Consider the following 13,500-nt stretch of genomic DNA (forward strand, 5'->3'; position numbering starts at 1 on the left):
GTTCAGCTACCGCGGTATGTCGAATACGCGAACGGGCTCAGCAGTACCGGGACGTGATAGTGGCGGTCGGCGTCATCGACCTCGAAGCAGATGTCGATCTCCGGGTAGAACGCCTTGATGCCGTTGTCGGCGAACCAGTTCCCGGTGTCGAAGACCAGGTGGTAGATGCCGGGGACAAGGGCCTCGGTGTTGACCTTGCCGATGCGTCCGTCCGAATCTGTGGTACCCGAAGCCAATTCGGTGCCCGATGCGTCCTGCAGCAACACCTCCACGCCGACGGCCGGGGAGCCCGACGTCGCGTCGAGGACATGGGTGGACAGACCGGTCATGCGGAGGCTCCCTCGTCGGTGTCTGGTGTCATCAGCATACGGATCAGACGGCTCCGGTTGATCTTCGCCAGCTCTCCCCGCAGCACGCGGCGTTCGGTCACGGGATCGTTGTCCATGCGTTCCTTGAGGATTCCGAGCAGCACATCGGCCGGCCGTCCGTTGGCGAAGACCAGGTAGACGTGGCCGAACTTGTCCTCGTACGACGCGTTGTACTTCTTCAGTTCCTCGATGACTGCCGCGTCTGCGCCGGACACCCCGGACTGTTCGCGGGCGGACGAGGCATTGTCCGGGCGGTCCCCGATCCGGGGATGCCCGGCGAGGGCCTGGTCGATATCGGTCTCGGTCAGCTCGACCAGGAGTTCGTCGGCGCGATCCAGCAGTTCTTGTGGATCGGCGAACGGCCGCTCCTCTGCGACGCGTCGTGCCCAGGTGGGCGAGCTGCAGCAGGCGAGGAGCCGCTCGACACATGCGTCGGCGGTCAGCACGTTGAAGCGGTCGAGCTGTCCTCGGTCGCCGGGGTCGAGGTCTTCGTCTGGGCGCACGCGTACAGCCTAGGAGGTCGGCGTCCGGACCGGCGGTCACCAGCGGCCCCGGGAATTGTGGAAGATGGAACAGTGACTGCGTCAGGTGAGGACAGCGAGATCGGTGAGGTTCTCGGTGTGGTGCTCGCCGCCGGTGCGGGTAGCCGGTACGGGATGCCCAAGATCCTTGCCCACGACGGCGTCTGGCTGAAGGCGTCGACGAACGCGCTGCGCGCCGGTGGGTGCGCGGACATCGCGGTCGCGATGGGGGCCGCAATCGTCGCGCCACCCGTCGGCGTCACCGCGCTCGTTGTCGACGACTGGGCTGACGGCCTCGGCGCGTCGGTATCGGCGGCGCTCGGCTGGGCTTCTCGCCGGCCCGGGGTGGGTGGCGTGGTGCTCACCGTGGTCGACACGCCCGATGTCGGACCCGAGGTGGTGCGTCGCATCGTCGACGCGTCCGGAGGGCGGCGCGGGGATCTGGTCCGTGCGGTCTTCGACGGCCGGCGGGGGCATCCGGTGTACATCGGCGCCGATCATCTCGGTCCGGCAGTCGAGGTCATCCACGGGGATGTCGGTGCGCAGCGGTATCTGCGAGATCACGAGGTGACCTGCGTCGAATGTGGCGACCTGGCCACGGGCCGGGACATCGACACCAGGGAATGAGCCGCCGCCTCCGGCGTGCCCATTTCGAGACCTTCTCGTCGCCGTTCCGGTGCACGGGGATCCGGCTTCTGCTGATCGTCCGTGCATAGGGTGCAGAGAAGAGCCCGCGTCGGTACAGCCAGAGCCGACGCAAAACCGGGCCCGTCGAAGACCATCACCGGCGAAGAAGGTGATCACGTGGCGCGAGGACACCGCCGTCGAATCGTCGCGCTGGTCGCCGCGCTGGCCGCGGGCCTCGGACTGGCCGCGTGCGCGGGATCGCCGGACCAGGCCGCGTCCGAGCGGCCCGCCGCCCAGGATGGCCACCTTCCGCCCGGCTTCGACACCACTTTCCGCTGGTCGTCCACGCCGGTGCTGGACCCGCAGTCCGATGAGGGGACCTTTGTCCGCGCCTACGTCGAGTCGTTCGAGATCGCCAACGCCGGGGCGTCGGTCGAATGGGGATACCCGGGGTTCGCCGAGGCCTCGCCGTCGAACATCGATCAGATGGTGACCGCCTACCCGTCCGAGGTCTCCGAGGCCCGACGTCAGGTCGGCACCGCGTTCTATACCGGGCTACGCCGCGTCGACGACGCCGACTGGACGCGAATCGTACTGTGCCGTCAGGGATACCGCTCGGTGGAACGCGACGGGACGTGGGTGGTCGGGTACGACACGTCCCGCCCCGTCGAGATCGACATCCGGCGCATCGGCGACCGGCCGCCGGCGGCTCCACAGGGTGGTCAGCGCACGCCGGAGACAGACGTGTTCGGCGCCTGGTACACCTCGCGGTACGACTTCTCCGCCCTGTATCCCACCCCGACGACCGACCAGAAAGCCTGCGCGGCAACGCGACAGGTGGGGATGCCGCATTGGCTTCCGGCCGAGGCCGACGAGCCGTGGCCGGTGTCGCCGGCGGTCCCGGGCTGGTCGACCTATCCGGGCGTCGGCTGAGTCAGAGGTCCGGTAGACCCTCCAGCAGGTCGTCGAGGTGCACGGGCAGGTCCCGGACGCGGACACCCGTCGCGTTGTGGACCGCGTTGACGACTGCCGCGGCACTGCCGACGATGCCGATCTCGCCGGCACCGCGCGATCCCATCGGCGTCGCATGTTCGTCGGGGTCGTCCAGCCAGATGGCGTCGACATCGGCGATGTCGGCATGGACGGGGACGTGGTACTCGGCGAGGTCCTGGGTGACGACATGCCCGAAGCGGGGGTCCCGGACGCTCTCCTCGAGCAGCGCCATCGAGATGCCGAACGTCATCCCACCGATGAGCTGGGATCGCACGGTGCGCGGATTGATGGCGCGTCCGATCGAGAACACCCCGAGCATACGGGGGATGCGGATCTCGCCGGTGTCGACGTCGACGCGGACCTCGACGAAGTGGGCGCCGAACGAGGCGATCCGGAACTTCTTCAGATCGGGGTTCTCGTCGGTCTTCGCGCTGACCTCGGCGCCGTCGGCCGGATCGTCGCCGAACCGGGTGCGGAATCGTTGTGCCGCGGTGACGATCGCCGAGCCCCACGACGAGGTGCCCGACGAGCCGCCCGCGACGGAGCCGCTCGGCAGGGAGCTGTCACCGATCTGGAGGTCGACCTGTTCCGGCTCGATCGCGAGCGCGTCGGCGGCGATGAGCGTCAGTGCCGTCCAGGCGCCGGTACCGATGTCGGTGGCCGCGATCCGCACAGCGTAACGGCCGTCCCGATAGGAGACGGAGGCCTCGTTGCCGGGGTTCACCATGTGCGGGTACGTCGACGACGCGACGCCGAATCCGACCAGCTGCCGCCCGTCGCGGTTCGTGCCGGGCTCGGCGCGGCGACGGTCCCAGCCGAACCGTTCGGCGCCCTCGCGGAGGCATCGGACGAGCTGGCGAGACGACCACGGCTTCCCGCTCTCCGGGTCGTCGGCGGGTTCGTTGCGGATCCGCAGCTCGATCGGATCGAGTCCGACGGCGTGGGCGAGTTCGTCCATCGCGACCTCACCGGCGAACATCCCGGGCGCTTCGCCGGGGGCGCGGAACCAGAACGGCGGCGGGACGTCGAGGGGGACCACGTGGTGATCGGTGCGCCGATTGTGGGCGGCGTACATCATCCGTGACGAGACGGCGGCCTGCTCGGCGAACTCCTTCGCGTGAGCGCTGTGCGCGTGAGCCTCGTGGATCAACGCGGTGATGTTGCCGTCCTCATCGGCGGCGATGCGCAGCCGGGAACGCGTCGGCGCGCGATGGCCGACGTAGGCGAACATGTGCTGTCGCGTCACCGCGAACTTCACCGCCCGGCCGGGCACGCGCATCGCGGCCATGGCGGCCAGCACGTCGTGCGAATGAGGGGAGCCCTTGGACCCGAACCCGCCCCCGACATGCGGAGCGATCACCCGCATCTGTGCGGGTTCGAGTCCAAGGACGGGCGCCAACGCGGAGACCACGCCCTGCGTCGACTGTGTCGAGTCGTACAGGGTCAGGAGCTCCTCGTCGGGCGCCCACGTTGCGACCACGGTGTGTGGTTCCATCGGGTTGTTGTGTTCTTCCGGCGTCGAGTACCACTCGTCGACCACCACGGTGCCGGCCGGCGGGTCGTCGAGTATCCGGTCGGGTTCGCCGCTCTCGGAGGTGGTTTCGAATCCGCCGTTGACCTTCTCCGGCCGGTACCGATTGGGATGGTCGACGCGGAACTCGGTGTCGTGGGGTGCCTTGTCGTAGGACACGGTCACCGATGCGGCTGCCTCCCGGGCGATCTCGGGTGACTCGGCGACGACCGCGCCGATGAGCTGGCCGCGATACGCGATGTCCGGTGACTGGAGGATCGTGAGATCGCCGTCGGAGGTGTCGGCCAGTCGGGGCGCGTTGTCGATGGTGAGGACCGTGACGACACCCTCGGTCGATTCCGCTGCGGCGGTGTCCATCGCGGTGACCCGGCCGCGGGCGACGGTCGCGGTGATCGGCCACAGGTACGTCGCGTCGGTGAGGTGTTCGTAGGCGTACGGCGCTGTGCCGCGGACCTTTTCGACGCAGTCGATCCGCGCGTGACCGATGGGGGCGGGCGACGATCCGACGACGCTCATCGGGTCAGCTCCTCGAGAACGGCAGTGAGGGTGCGCCGGACGAGAGGGATCTTGAAAGCGTTACCGTCCAGGGGCCGGGCGTCGGCGAGTTCGGCATCGGCGGCCTCGGCGAACAGCTCACGCGAGGGTGGTCGGCCGCGGACCACGGCTTCGGCTCGTTCGGCGCGCCACGGTTTGTGCGCGACGCCGCCCAGGGCAATCCGCGCCTCGCCGATCGTGCCCCCGTCGGTCGTGTCCCCGTCCATGGTGATCTCGGCGCCGACCGAGATCAGTGCGAACGCATACGACGCGCGGTCGCGGACCTTGCGGTAGGTCGACACCGATCCGGGCGGCGGTGCGGGGAGGTCGATCGCGACGATCACCTCGTGTGGGTCGAGAACCGTGTCGCGGTCGGGATGTTCGCCCGGGTGGCGGTACAGCGCGCGCACGTCGAGATCGCGTTCGCCGTCCGGGCCCTGCACGACAATCCGTGCGTCCAGCGCGGTGAGCGCGACGGCCATGTCCGACGGGTGGGTGGCCACGCACGTGTCGGGGTCGTCGGCGTCCGGAGCTCCGAGGATGGCGTGATACCGCGTGTAGCCGCCGATCGCCGAGCATCCGCTACCGGGTGAGCGTTTGTTGCACGGCGTCGTGACGTCCTGGAAGTACACGCAGCGTGTCCGCTGCAGCAGATTCCCGGCGTTGGTCGCCAGGTTGCGCAGCTGTGGTGACGCGCCCGAGAGCAGGGCGCGCGCGAGGACCGGATAGCGGCGTCGAACCAGGGGATGGGCGGCGGTGTCGGAGTTGCGCGCGGTCGCGCCGAGACGCAGGGAGCCGTCGGGGTTCTCGCTGATCTGGTCCAGGGGTAGGCGCGAGATGTCCACGAGGGCAGGCGGGTTGGCGATGCCGAGCTTCATGTGGTCGACGAGGTTGGTGCCGCCGGCGAGCAGTTTCGCGCCGGGATGGTCGCGGAGGAAGTCGACGGCTCCGGCCACGTCGTCGGCGCGTTCGTAAGCGAAGGGGATCATCGTTCCGCCGCCTGCCGGATCGCCGCGACGATGTTGGGGTAGGCCGCGCAGCGACACAGATTGCCGCTCATCCGTTCCCGGATCTCGTCGTCGCCGAGAGCCTCGTCCGCCGCGTCGGGGTCGAGGTCATCGGTGGCGTGACTGGGGTGCCCGTTCTTCGCCTCGTCGAGCATGCCGACCGCCGAGCACACCTGGCCCGGTGTGCAGTATCCGCATTGGAAGGCGTCCTGGTCGATGAACGCCTGCTGGAGGGGATGGAGGTCGCCGGGTTCGGCGAGTCCTTCCGCCGTGACGATCTCGGAGCCCTCGTAGCTGACGGCGAACGACAGGCAACTGATGACGCGCCGGCCGTCGACAAGGACCGTGCACGAGCCGCACTGGCCGTGGTCGCAACCCTTCTTGGGCGAAAAGATGCCCAGGCGATCGCGCAGACCGTCGAGGAGGGTGGTGCGGGTGTCGACCACGACGTCGTGTGCCACACCGTTGACCGAGAGAGAGACCCTGGCTTCCACATGGCGCGGATACCCGGCGGTGTGAAGCCCAAACCAATCCCATGGCTCCGTATTCGTCTGGAACAATCGGCGGAATGGCCCCCTCGAGACCCAGAGTCGTCGTCATCGGAGCAGGATTCGCGGGCATGCATTGCGTTCGGCGGTTGCGGAACGCCGCGGTCGACGTGACGCTGGTCGATCGCAGCACCAGCCACGTCTTCCAGCCGCTGCTCTACCAATGCGCCACCGGGTTGCTGTCGGAAGGTGCGATCTCGAGTCCGATCCGGCACCTGACCCGGCGCCAGCGCAATCTCGACGTCGTCCTGGGGGAGGCCGCCGACATCGACGTCGAGACGCGTGAGGTCGTCGTCGACCGTCTCGACCGGTCGTCATTCCGCCTGCCCTACGACTATCTCGTGGTGGGGACCGGGATGCGTACCGCGTACCGCGGCAACGACCAGTTCGCGAAGTACGCACCGGGAATGAAGACCCTCGACGACGCGCTGACGATCCGCCGCAAGATCATGGCCGCCTTCGAGATGGCGGAGACGATCACCGACCCCGAGGAGCAGCGCTCCTGGCTGACCTTCGCGATCGCGGGTGGTGGACCGACGGGAGTGGAACTCGCGGGCCAGATTCGTGAACTCGCGACTCGTGCTCTGGAACGCGAATACGACGCCATCGATCCGGCACACGCCCGGGTCCTGCTGCTGCACGGTGGGGATCGGGTGTTGCCGTCGTTCAACGTCCGACTGTCGGCCAGTGCCCAGCGAACCCTCGACGACCTCGGCGTGGAGACGCACCTCGGCGTGCACGTGACCGATGTCGGCGACGACTACGTGGAGACCACCCGCAAGGCCGACAAACACAAAGATCGGTATCCGGCGCGAACGACGCTGTGGACCACCGGCGTCGAGGCGGTCCCGTTCGCCGCCACCCTGGCGACCGCGCTCGGCGTCGAACAGGATCGGGCGGGCCGAATCTCGGTGGAGGCGGATCTGTCGGTCCCCGGACATCCCGAGGTGTTCGTCGCCGGCGACATGATGGCGTACAAGGACCTTGCCGGCGTCGCCGAGGTCGCCATGCAGGGTGGACACCACGTCGGCCGCGTGATCGCCGAAAGTGCAGGAGGACAGCAGGAACGGTCGCCGTTCAAGTACCGCGACCTCGGCACCGCCGCCTACATCGCGCGGCGTCGGGCCATCGTGCAGTCCGGTCGGTTCCAGATGTCGGGGTTCCCGGGCTGGGTCGCCTGGGGCGTCATCCACATCGCCTTCCTGGCCGGAATCCGCAACCGGCTGGGTACCGTGATGACCTGGGGTGCAACGCTGCTGACCGACTCACGCCGGGAGCGGGCGATCATCTACGGCGACACCGAGACCGCGCGGACGCCGTACGCGCGTCGGGAAGCGAAGTAGGTCAACAGGGCTCGGCGGCGGCCTCGCCGGCCGTGCTCAGACCTTCATGCGCATGTACGCGACGACCTTCTCCCAGTTCTCGAAGCCGGCCTGCTTGAAGTGGATGTGTTCGCCCTCGAAGGCATCGACGCCCCGCATGGTCCGGTCGTCGATGATGAAGTCTCCCTTGTTCAGGTTCTTGTGGTGCGACAGGATGACCCGCTTGTAGGCGGGGGACTTCTTGTCACGGCCCAGATGCATCTTCACCAGCTCTGAGAGTCGGCGACGGCGCGTCCGGCGAACCTCAACTCGACTCCCAGACCTCGATCGAAGTCTGGGAGTCGAGTCGAGGTTCGCCGGTCAGTGGTCCGACGGCCTGGGACGAGTGTTCCGCGGAACGCTTGTCCGACGACGCGCGGCCTGGTATCCAGATTAGAACACGTTCTAATTCTGACCTGGCGAGGAGTCTGTATGCACACCCCGATCTGCGATGAGCTCGGTATCGAGTTCCCGATCTTCGCGTTCACCCACTGTCGTGACGTCGTGGTCGCGGTCAGCAAGGCGGGCGGCTACGGAGTGCTCGGCGCGGTGGGCTTCACGCCGGAGCAGCTCGAGATCGAGCTGAACTGGATCGACGAGCACATCGGCGATCACCCGTACGGCGTCGACATCGTGATCCCCAACAAATACGAGGGCATGGACGCGAACATGTCGGCCGAGGAGCTCACCAAGATGCTCCAGTCGATGGTGCCGAACGAGACCCTCGAGTTCGGCCGCAAACTGCTCCTCGACCACGGCGTGCCGCTCGCCGACGGCGACGACAACTCGCTGCAGCTGCTCGGCTGGACCGAGGCGACCGCGACGCCGCAGGTCGAGATCGCGCTGCAGCATCCGAAGGTCACGCTGATCGCCAACGCGCTCGGCACGCCGCCGAAGGACATGATCGAGAAGATCCAGGCCGCGGGACGCAAGGTCGCGGCGCTGTGCGGATCGCCGAAGCAGGCGCGCAAGCATGCCGACGCCGGTGTCGACATCATCATTGCCCAGGGCGGCGAGGGTGGCGGCCACTGCGGTGAGGTCGGCTCGATCGTGCTGTGGCCCCAGGTCGTCAAAGAGGTTGCCCCCGTGCCTGTTCTGGCCGCCGGCGGTATCGGCAGCGGCGAGCAGATCGCGGCCGCACTCGCGCTCGGCGCGCAGGGTGCGTGGAGTGGTTCGCAGTGGCTGATGGTCGAGGAGGCGGAGAACACCCCCGTCCAGCAGCAGACCTACATCGACGCATCGAGCCGCGACACCGTTCGCAGCCGCTCGTTCACCGGTAAGCCGTGCCGCATGCTGCGCAACGACTGGACCGAGGCATGGGAAAACCCCGAGAACCCCGATCCGCTGGGAATGCCGTTGCAGTACATGGTCTCCGGTATGGCTGTCGCCGCGACGCACAAGCATCCCGACGAGAGCATCGACGTCGCCTTCAACCCCGTCGGCCAGGTCGTCGGGCAATTCAAGAAGGTCGAGAAGACCTCGGCGGTTATCGAACGCTGGGTGACCGAGTACATCGAGGCGACCGGCAACCTGGACGCATTCGCAAACGCGACCGCGTAAGCGTCACAGCGCAATTCACGAGCGCGGGGAACGGCGAGCAGTCGCCGTTCCCCGCGCTCGTGGCGGTGGGAGGGCCTCAGCCGATGGTGCGGGAGATGTCTTGCTCCACGGTGAGATCCAGCGCACCCTCGGCAAACCGGGTCACCGGCCCGGTCGCCGCGTCGAGCGCCTCGTCGTAACCCTCGCGAGCCTGACCCCACAGTTGACCGGAGGAGCCGTCCGGCGTCACGCCGATCAGCGCGATGAGTTCACCGGTGGTGGGGATGCAGATGGCCCATACGAACCGGGTCTCGGTGTCCCAGTCGGAGTTGGCCTGTGCCACGTAGCCGGCAGGGGAGTCGATCCCGAGAAGAGTCAACGCCGGGACGTCGGTGATCCGGTCGTCCGCACGAAGCGAACGCAGATACCACGTCCCGGCGTTGATCTCGACTGGTTGCACAGTCGTGAACTCGCGGAGAGTCTTACTTCAGCTCGAGCAGCACGGTGCCCTGGGTGACCGCGGCGCCGGCCTCGACGGACAGGCCGGTGACCACGCCGTCCTTGTGGGCGGTGACCGGGTTCTCCATCTTCATGGCCTCGAGGACCACGATCAGATCGCCGGCTGCGACCTCCTGGCCCTCTTCCACGGCGACCTTGACGACGGTGCCCTGCATCGGTGCGGCCACGGCGTCACCGGAGGCGGCAGCGCCACCGCCCTTCTTGCGCGAGCGGGCCTTCGGCTTCTTGCGGACGACACCGTTGGACGAGCCGCCGCCACCGAGGGCGAGATCGCCCGGCAGCGAGACCTCCACGCGGCGTCCGCCGACCTCGACCACGACCTTCTGGCGCGGTGCGGCATCGTCTTCCTCGATCGGCTGTCCACCGGTGTACGGCTCGATCGGGTTCTCCCAATCGGTTTCGATCCACTTGGTGTAGACATCGAACTTCTCGCCGTCGCCGATGAACGCCGGATTGGAGACGATGTGGCGGTGGAACGGGATGACCGTGGCCAGGCCCTCGACCTGGAACTCGGCCAGTGCGCGACGCGAACGCTCGAGCGCCTGCTCGCGGGTCTCGCCGGTGACGATCAGCTTGGCCAGCATCGAGTCGAACTGGCCGCCGATGACGTCGCCCTCGACGACGCCGGAGTCGACGCGCACGCCGGGGCCGGTCGGCTCCTTGTAGACGGTGACGGGGCCGGGGGCCGGCAGGAAGTTGCGGCCGGCGTCCTCACCGTTGATGCGGAACTCGAAGGCGTGGCCGCGCGGGGCCGGGTCCTCGGTGAACTCGAGCTTCTCGCCGTTGGCGATGCGGAACTGCTGACGCACGAGGTCGATGCCGGCGGTCTCCTCGGTGACCGGGTGCTCCACCTGCAGGCGGGTGTTGACCTCGAGGAACGAGACCAGGCCGTCGTTGCCCACCAGGAACTCGACGGTGCCCGCGCCGTAGTAGCCGGCCTCGCGGCAGATGGCCTTGGCGGACTCGTGGATCTTGGTGCGCTGCTCGGCGGTCAGGAACGGCGCCGGGGCCTCCTCGACGAGCTTCTGGAAACGACGCTGCAGCGAGCAGTCGCGGGTGCCGGCGACGATGACGTTGCCGTGCTGGTCGGCGATGACCTGGGCCTCGACGTGGCGGGCCTTGTCCAGGTAGCGCTCCACGAAGCACTCACCACGACCGAACGCGGCGACGGCCTCGCGGGTCGCCGACTCGAACAGCTCGGGGATCTCCTCGATGGTGTAGGCGACCTTCATGCCGCGGCCACCGCCGCCGAAGGCGGCCTTGATGGCGACCGGCACACCGTGCTCCTTGGCGAAGGCGACGACCTCGTCGGCGTCCTTGACCGGGTCCTTGGTGCCGGGGGCCATCGGGGCGTCGGCCTTGAGGGCGATGTGGCGGGCGGTCACCTTGTCGCCGAGGTCGCGGATCGACTGGGGCGACGGTCCGATCCAGATCAGCCCGGCGTCGATGACGGCCTGGGCGAAGTCGGCGTTCTCCGACAGGAAGCCGTAGCCGGGGTGGATCGCGTCGGCGCCGGACTTGGCGGCGGCGTCGAGGATCTTGTCGAACACCAGGTATGACTCGGCCGAGGTCTGGCCGCCCAGCGCGAAGGCCTCGTCGGCGAGCTTGACGAACAGTGCGTCCGCGTCGGGCTCGGCGTATACGGCGACGCTCGCGAGGCCCGCATCCCGGGCCGCGCGGATCACGCGGACAGCGATCTCGCCACGATTGGCGATGAGGACCTTGCTGATTGCGGAAGAGGTACTGGGCACTTGTTCTCCTGGGCCTTACTCGTACTCAGGTGTTCGCAGCGCGGGGTGAGCGCGCGACACGGTTGTCGGACAACGGTCAAGACGGGGGCACACGCTCGGCGACCGGGATGCGGACGGCTCGGGCGTTGGACGACACCGGGAGTCCGGCATCGCGACCTTCCGGCCAATACAGTAACGCACCGAGCAATCGTTCGGTGGAGCCGTGGGTCACAACGCCGGAGAGAACGTGCTCGCGTCACCGAGGTGACGCACCAGTAAGGCGAAACTGCGCAGGTAGGCGTGGACGGGACCGACTGTCGGATCGATGTCGGTCGCCTGGGAATCACGAGGGAAAGGTGACGCACCAGGCAGCGGCGCTCCGGTTGCGGGCATGTCGGTCGACGACTCGTCGACGCCGAAGTCGCGGAGCGGGGATTCTCGCGGAAACCTGGCCGAATAGCGCAAACCGGACGGCGTCCGGTTGATCCAGATGTAGACCTCGTGCGGTGAGTAGCTGTGACTGCGGATCACTTTCGCGCGGCCGGCATCGGCCGCTCCGGCGCCGGGTGCGTACCGGGTGTCGATGAACGAGATCACGAACCGCGGCTCCCCCCGATGGCCGATGAGCTCGGCCACCCTCAGGAACGGCAGCGCGGCGCCCTGACGGCCCCGCTTCAGGACGGCGGTGGATCGGCTGACCGCCTGGTCGAAGGTCGGGGAGTCGGACATGTCCACCCAGAACGGCGCGACGCCGACGAACCACCCCAGGGCGGTGAGCCACTGGGTGTCGTTGCGGGTGTGCCGGGGCAGCACGCAACGGAAGTCCGCGTCGCCGGTCATCTCGTGGTGGACCATCGCGAACGCGGCGAGGATGCCCGCGGTCAGGGTGCCGCCGGCCTCCGAGCAGATCGCGGTGAAGCGGTTGGCCGTCTCGTCGTCGGCGATGACACCCCACAGCGATTCCTGCGGGATCGTCGTCTCTTCGACGTACTGCCGATCGGCGTCCTCGGCGTCACCGCCGTGCGACCGCAGCAGCGCGGGCATGTCGCCGGCGCCCGTGCGCAGGAACTCCGACCACAGGGCGACCGCCGGATGGTCGCCGCCGGTCTGGTCGGACAGTCGGCGTTCCTCGGCGCTGAAGTCGACGTAGCTGCCGACCTCGGGCAGGTTGGCACTCCGGTGCTCCCTCGCGGCGCGGTACAGCGAGACGAGCTCCTGCTGGGCCATGATCAGCGAATAGCCGTCGACGAGCGAATGGTCCGCGGCGAACAGCAGGGTGAACGAATCGGCCCGTCCCACCGTCGCGAACAGGTAGGCGGGCCAGTGCAGCGGCGCGGTGGCGCGGTCGAAGGAGCCGCCGAGCTGCTCGACGAGCGGCCCCGACTCACGGAACCAGCCGATCCGGCCCATCTTGAGTCTCACGGTGCCCGGGTCGGTGGTGAGCCGCTGCAGACCGGTGCCCTTGATGACCACGTGGCTGCGCAGCACCTCGTGGCGGTCTATCCACTGGGTCAGCACCGAGCGGATCGCCGGGATCGACAACGGCTCGTCGAACTCGATCGACAGTCCCAGCCACGCCTCCCGCCCGCCCTCCCGCTGCGTCTGCACGCGGTACTCGAAGGCGGCACGCAGGTGCTGCTCGTGGTTGTGCGAGGTCAGGCGGGAGTCGTGGTTCCACGCGCCCAATCCGCCGGGGACATAGGGAGTCCACTCGACGAGCCCTCCCGGGGCGATGGGCTCATCGCGGATCTGGATGAACTTCATGCCCCGGGTGTGTCGGACCCGGAATCGGAAGTCTGATTGCGAACCTGCGCCTTGATCCGGCCGAGCATGCCAGCCATACCCCGGAGGCGGAGCATGCTGACCACGCTGCCCAGACCGAGGTCGAAGTAGAAGTCCGACGGGACGTCGAGGATCTCCTGTGCCGAGGCGGTGTCGAGTCCTTGGTGCAGGATCGCCGCGAAGCCGCGTGTGGTCGGTGCCTCGCGCGGTGCGGTGAAGTACAGGCGCACCGATCCCGGATCGTCGGCGTCGACGGACAGGAACACCGGCGACTGGCACTCGGGTACCGGTTCCATCGACTCCTGCTGCAGATGCTCAGGGAGGTCGGGGAGTTCGTCGGCGAACTCCAGGAGCAAGGTGATCTTGTCCGAATCACCAAGGGCGGCAAAGTCGTCGACGATCTCTGCCAGGGCTGGGGGCAAACTCATCGTCGATCAGGG

At 68.1% G+C, this 13,500-nt stretch carries 14 protein-coding genes; 4 read left to right on the top strand and 10 right to left on the bottom strand.

The window, feature by feature from the left end; all coding sequences use genetic code 11:
• Positions 1 to 2 precede the first annotated feature (2 nt).
• Entirely contained in the window at positions 3 to 329 is a 327-nt protein-coding gene (gene uraH / locus BJF87_RS07620) for a hydroxyisourate hydrolase (protein WP_035750676.1), read from the bottom strand.
• Entirely contained in the window at positions 326 to 871 is a 546-nt protein-coding gene (gene uraD, locus BJF87_RS07625; RefSeq protein WP_035750679.1) for a 2-oxo-4-hydroxy-4-carboxy-5-ureidoimidazoline decarboxylase, read from the bottom strand. The genes uraH and uraD overlap by 4 nt, the downstream gene beginning before the upstream one ends.
• Before the next feature lie 72 nt (positions 872 to 943).
• On the opposite strand from uraD, the gene BJF87_RS07630 reads away from it, so the two are divergent.
• Positions 944 to 1,516, top strand: coding sequence for an NTP transferase domain-containing protein (locus BJF87_RS07630; RefSeq protein ID WP_006359240.1), 573 nt, complete (start codon positions 944 to 946; stop codon positions 1,514 to 1,516).
• Between the two features lie 210 nt (positions 1,517 to 1,726).
• Entirely contained in the window at positions 1,727 to 2,449 is a 723-nt protein-coding gene (locus BJF87_RS07635) for a hypothetical protein (RefSeq protein ID WP_035750907.1), read from the top strand.
• Position 2,450: 1 nt separating this feature from the next.
• On the opposite strand, the gene BJF87_RS07640 is transcribed toward BJF87_RS07635, so the two are convergent.
• Genes BJF87_RS07640 through BJF87_RS07650 form a run of 3 tightly spaced genes read right to left on the bottom strand, consistent with a single transcriptional unit; the run spans position 2,451 to position 6,075 of the window.
• Positions 2,451 to 4,556 (bottom strand): xanthine dehydrogenase family protein molybdopterin-binding subunit, encoded by a 2,106-nt coding sequence (locus BJF87_RS07640; RefSeq protein WP_075862872.1) that lies wholly within the window; start codon positions 4,554 to 4,556, stop codon positions 2,451 to 2,453.
• Entirely contained in the window at positions 4,553 to 5,563 is a 1,011-nt protein-coding gene (locus BJF87_RS07645) for a xanthine dehydrogenase family protein subunit M (protein ID WP_035750684.1), read from the bottom strand. Before BJF87_RS07645 ends, BJF87_RS07640 begins: the two co-directional genes overlap by 4 nt.
• Positions 5,560 to 6,075: a (2Fe-2S)-binding protein gene (locus BJF87_RS07650; protein WP_035750687.1), complete on the bottom strand. Its 516-nt coding sequence runs from the start codon at positions 6,073 to 6,075 to the stop codon at positions 5,560 to 5,562. Before BJF87_RS07650 ends, BJF87_RS07645 begins: the two co-directional genes overlap by 4 nt.
• Before the next feature lie 74 nt (positions 6,076 to 6,149).
• Between BJF87_RS07650 and BJF87_RS07655 the strand changes: the two genes are divergently transcribed.
• The gene (locus BJF87_RS07655) at positions 6,150 to 7,472 is read left to right on the top strand and encodes an NAD(P)/FAD-dependent oxidoreductase (RefSeq protein ID WP_035750690.1); all 1,323 of its coding nucleotides are present in this window, start codon (positions 6,150 to 6,152) and stop codon (positions 7,470 to 7,472) included.
• Between the two features lie 36 nt (positions 7,473 to 7,508).
• On the opposite strand, the gene BJF87_RS07660 is transcribed toward BJF87_RS07655, so the two are convergent.
• Entirely contained in the window at positions 7,509 to 7,718 is a 210-nt protein-coding gene (locus tag BJF87_RS07660; protein ID WP_006359246.1) for a hypothetical protein, read from the bottom strand.
• Positions 7,719 to 7,922: 204 nt separating this feature from the next.
• Here BJF87_RS07660 and BJF87_RS07665 point away from each other — a divergent pair, with 204 nt between their 5' ends.
• Positions 7,923 to 9,050, top strand: a complete 1,128-nt coding sequence (locus BJF87_RS07665; protein ID WP_006359247.1) for a nitronate monooxygenase — start codon at positions 7,923 to 7,925, stop codon at positions 9,048 to 9,050.
• 76 nt (positions 9,051 to 9,126) lie between these two features.
• Here BJF87_RS07665 and BJF87_RS07670 read toward each other — a convergent pair whose 3' ends face one another.
• The 4 genes from BJF87_RS07670 to BJF87_RS07685 all read right to left on the bottom strand — a co-directional run bounded on the left by BJF87_RS07670 (position 9,127) and on the right by BJF87_RS07685 (position 13,488).
• Positions 9,127 to 9,489, bottom strand: a complete 363-nt coding sequence (locus tag BJF87_RS07670) for a hypothetical protein (RefSeq protein WP_035750696.1) — start codon at positions 9,487 to 9,489, stop codon at positions 9,127 to 9,129.
• 22 nt (positions 9,490 to 9,511) lie between these two features.
• Positions 9,512 to 11,299: an acetyl/propionyl/methylcrotonyl-CoA carboxylase subunit alpha gene (locus BJF87_RS07675; RefSeq protein ID WP_006359249.1), complete on the bottom strand. Its 1,788-nt coding sequence runs from the start codon at positions 11,297 to 11,299 to the stop codon at positions 9,512 to 9,514.
• Between the two features lie 207 nt (positions 11,300 to 11,506).
• Positions 11,507 to 13,042 carry a condensation domain-containing protein gene (locus tag BJF87_RS07680; protein WP_035750699.1) on the bottom strand — a complete coding sequence of 512 codons (1,536 nt, stop codon included), beginning with the start codon at positions 13,040 to 13,042 and terminating at the stop codon, positions 11,507 to 11,509.
• A complete protein-coding gene (locus tag BJF87_RS07685) occupies positions 13,039 to 13,488 on the bottom strand; it encodes a SufE family protein (protein WP_075862873.1) in 450 nt (149 codons plus the stop codon). Before BJF87_RS07685 ends, BJF87_RS07680 begins: the two co-directional genes overlap by 4 nt.
• Positions 13,489 to 13,500: the final 12 nt, after the last annotated feature.

This window comes from Gordonia sp. CNJ-863, from assembly GCF_001942325.1.
Taxonomy (GTDB): domain Bacteria; phylum Actinomycetota; class Actinomycetes; order Mycobacteriales; family Mycobacteriaceae; genus Gordonia; species Gordonia alkanivorans.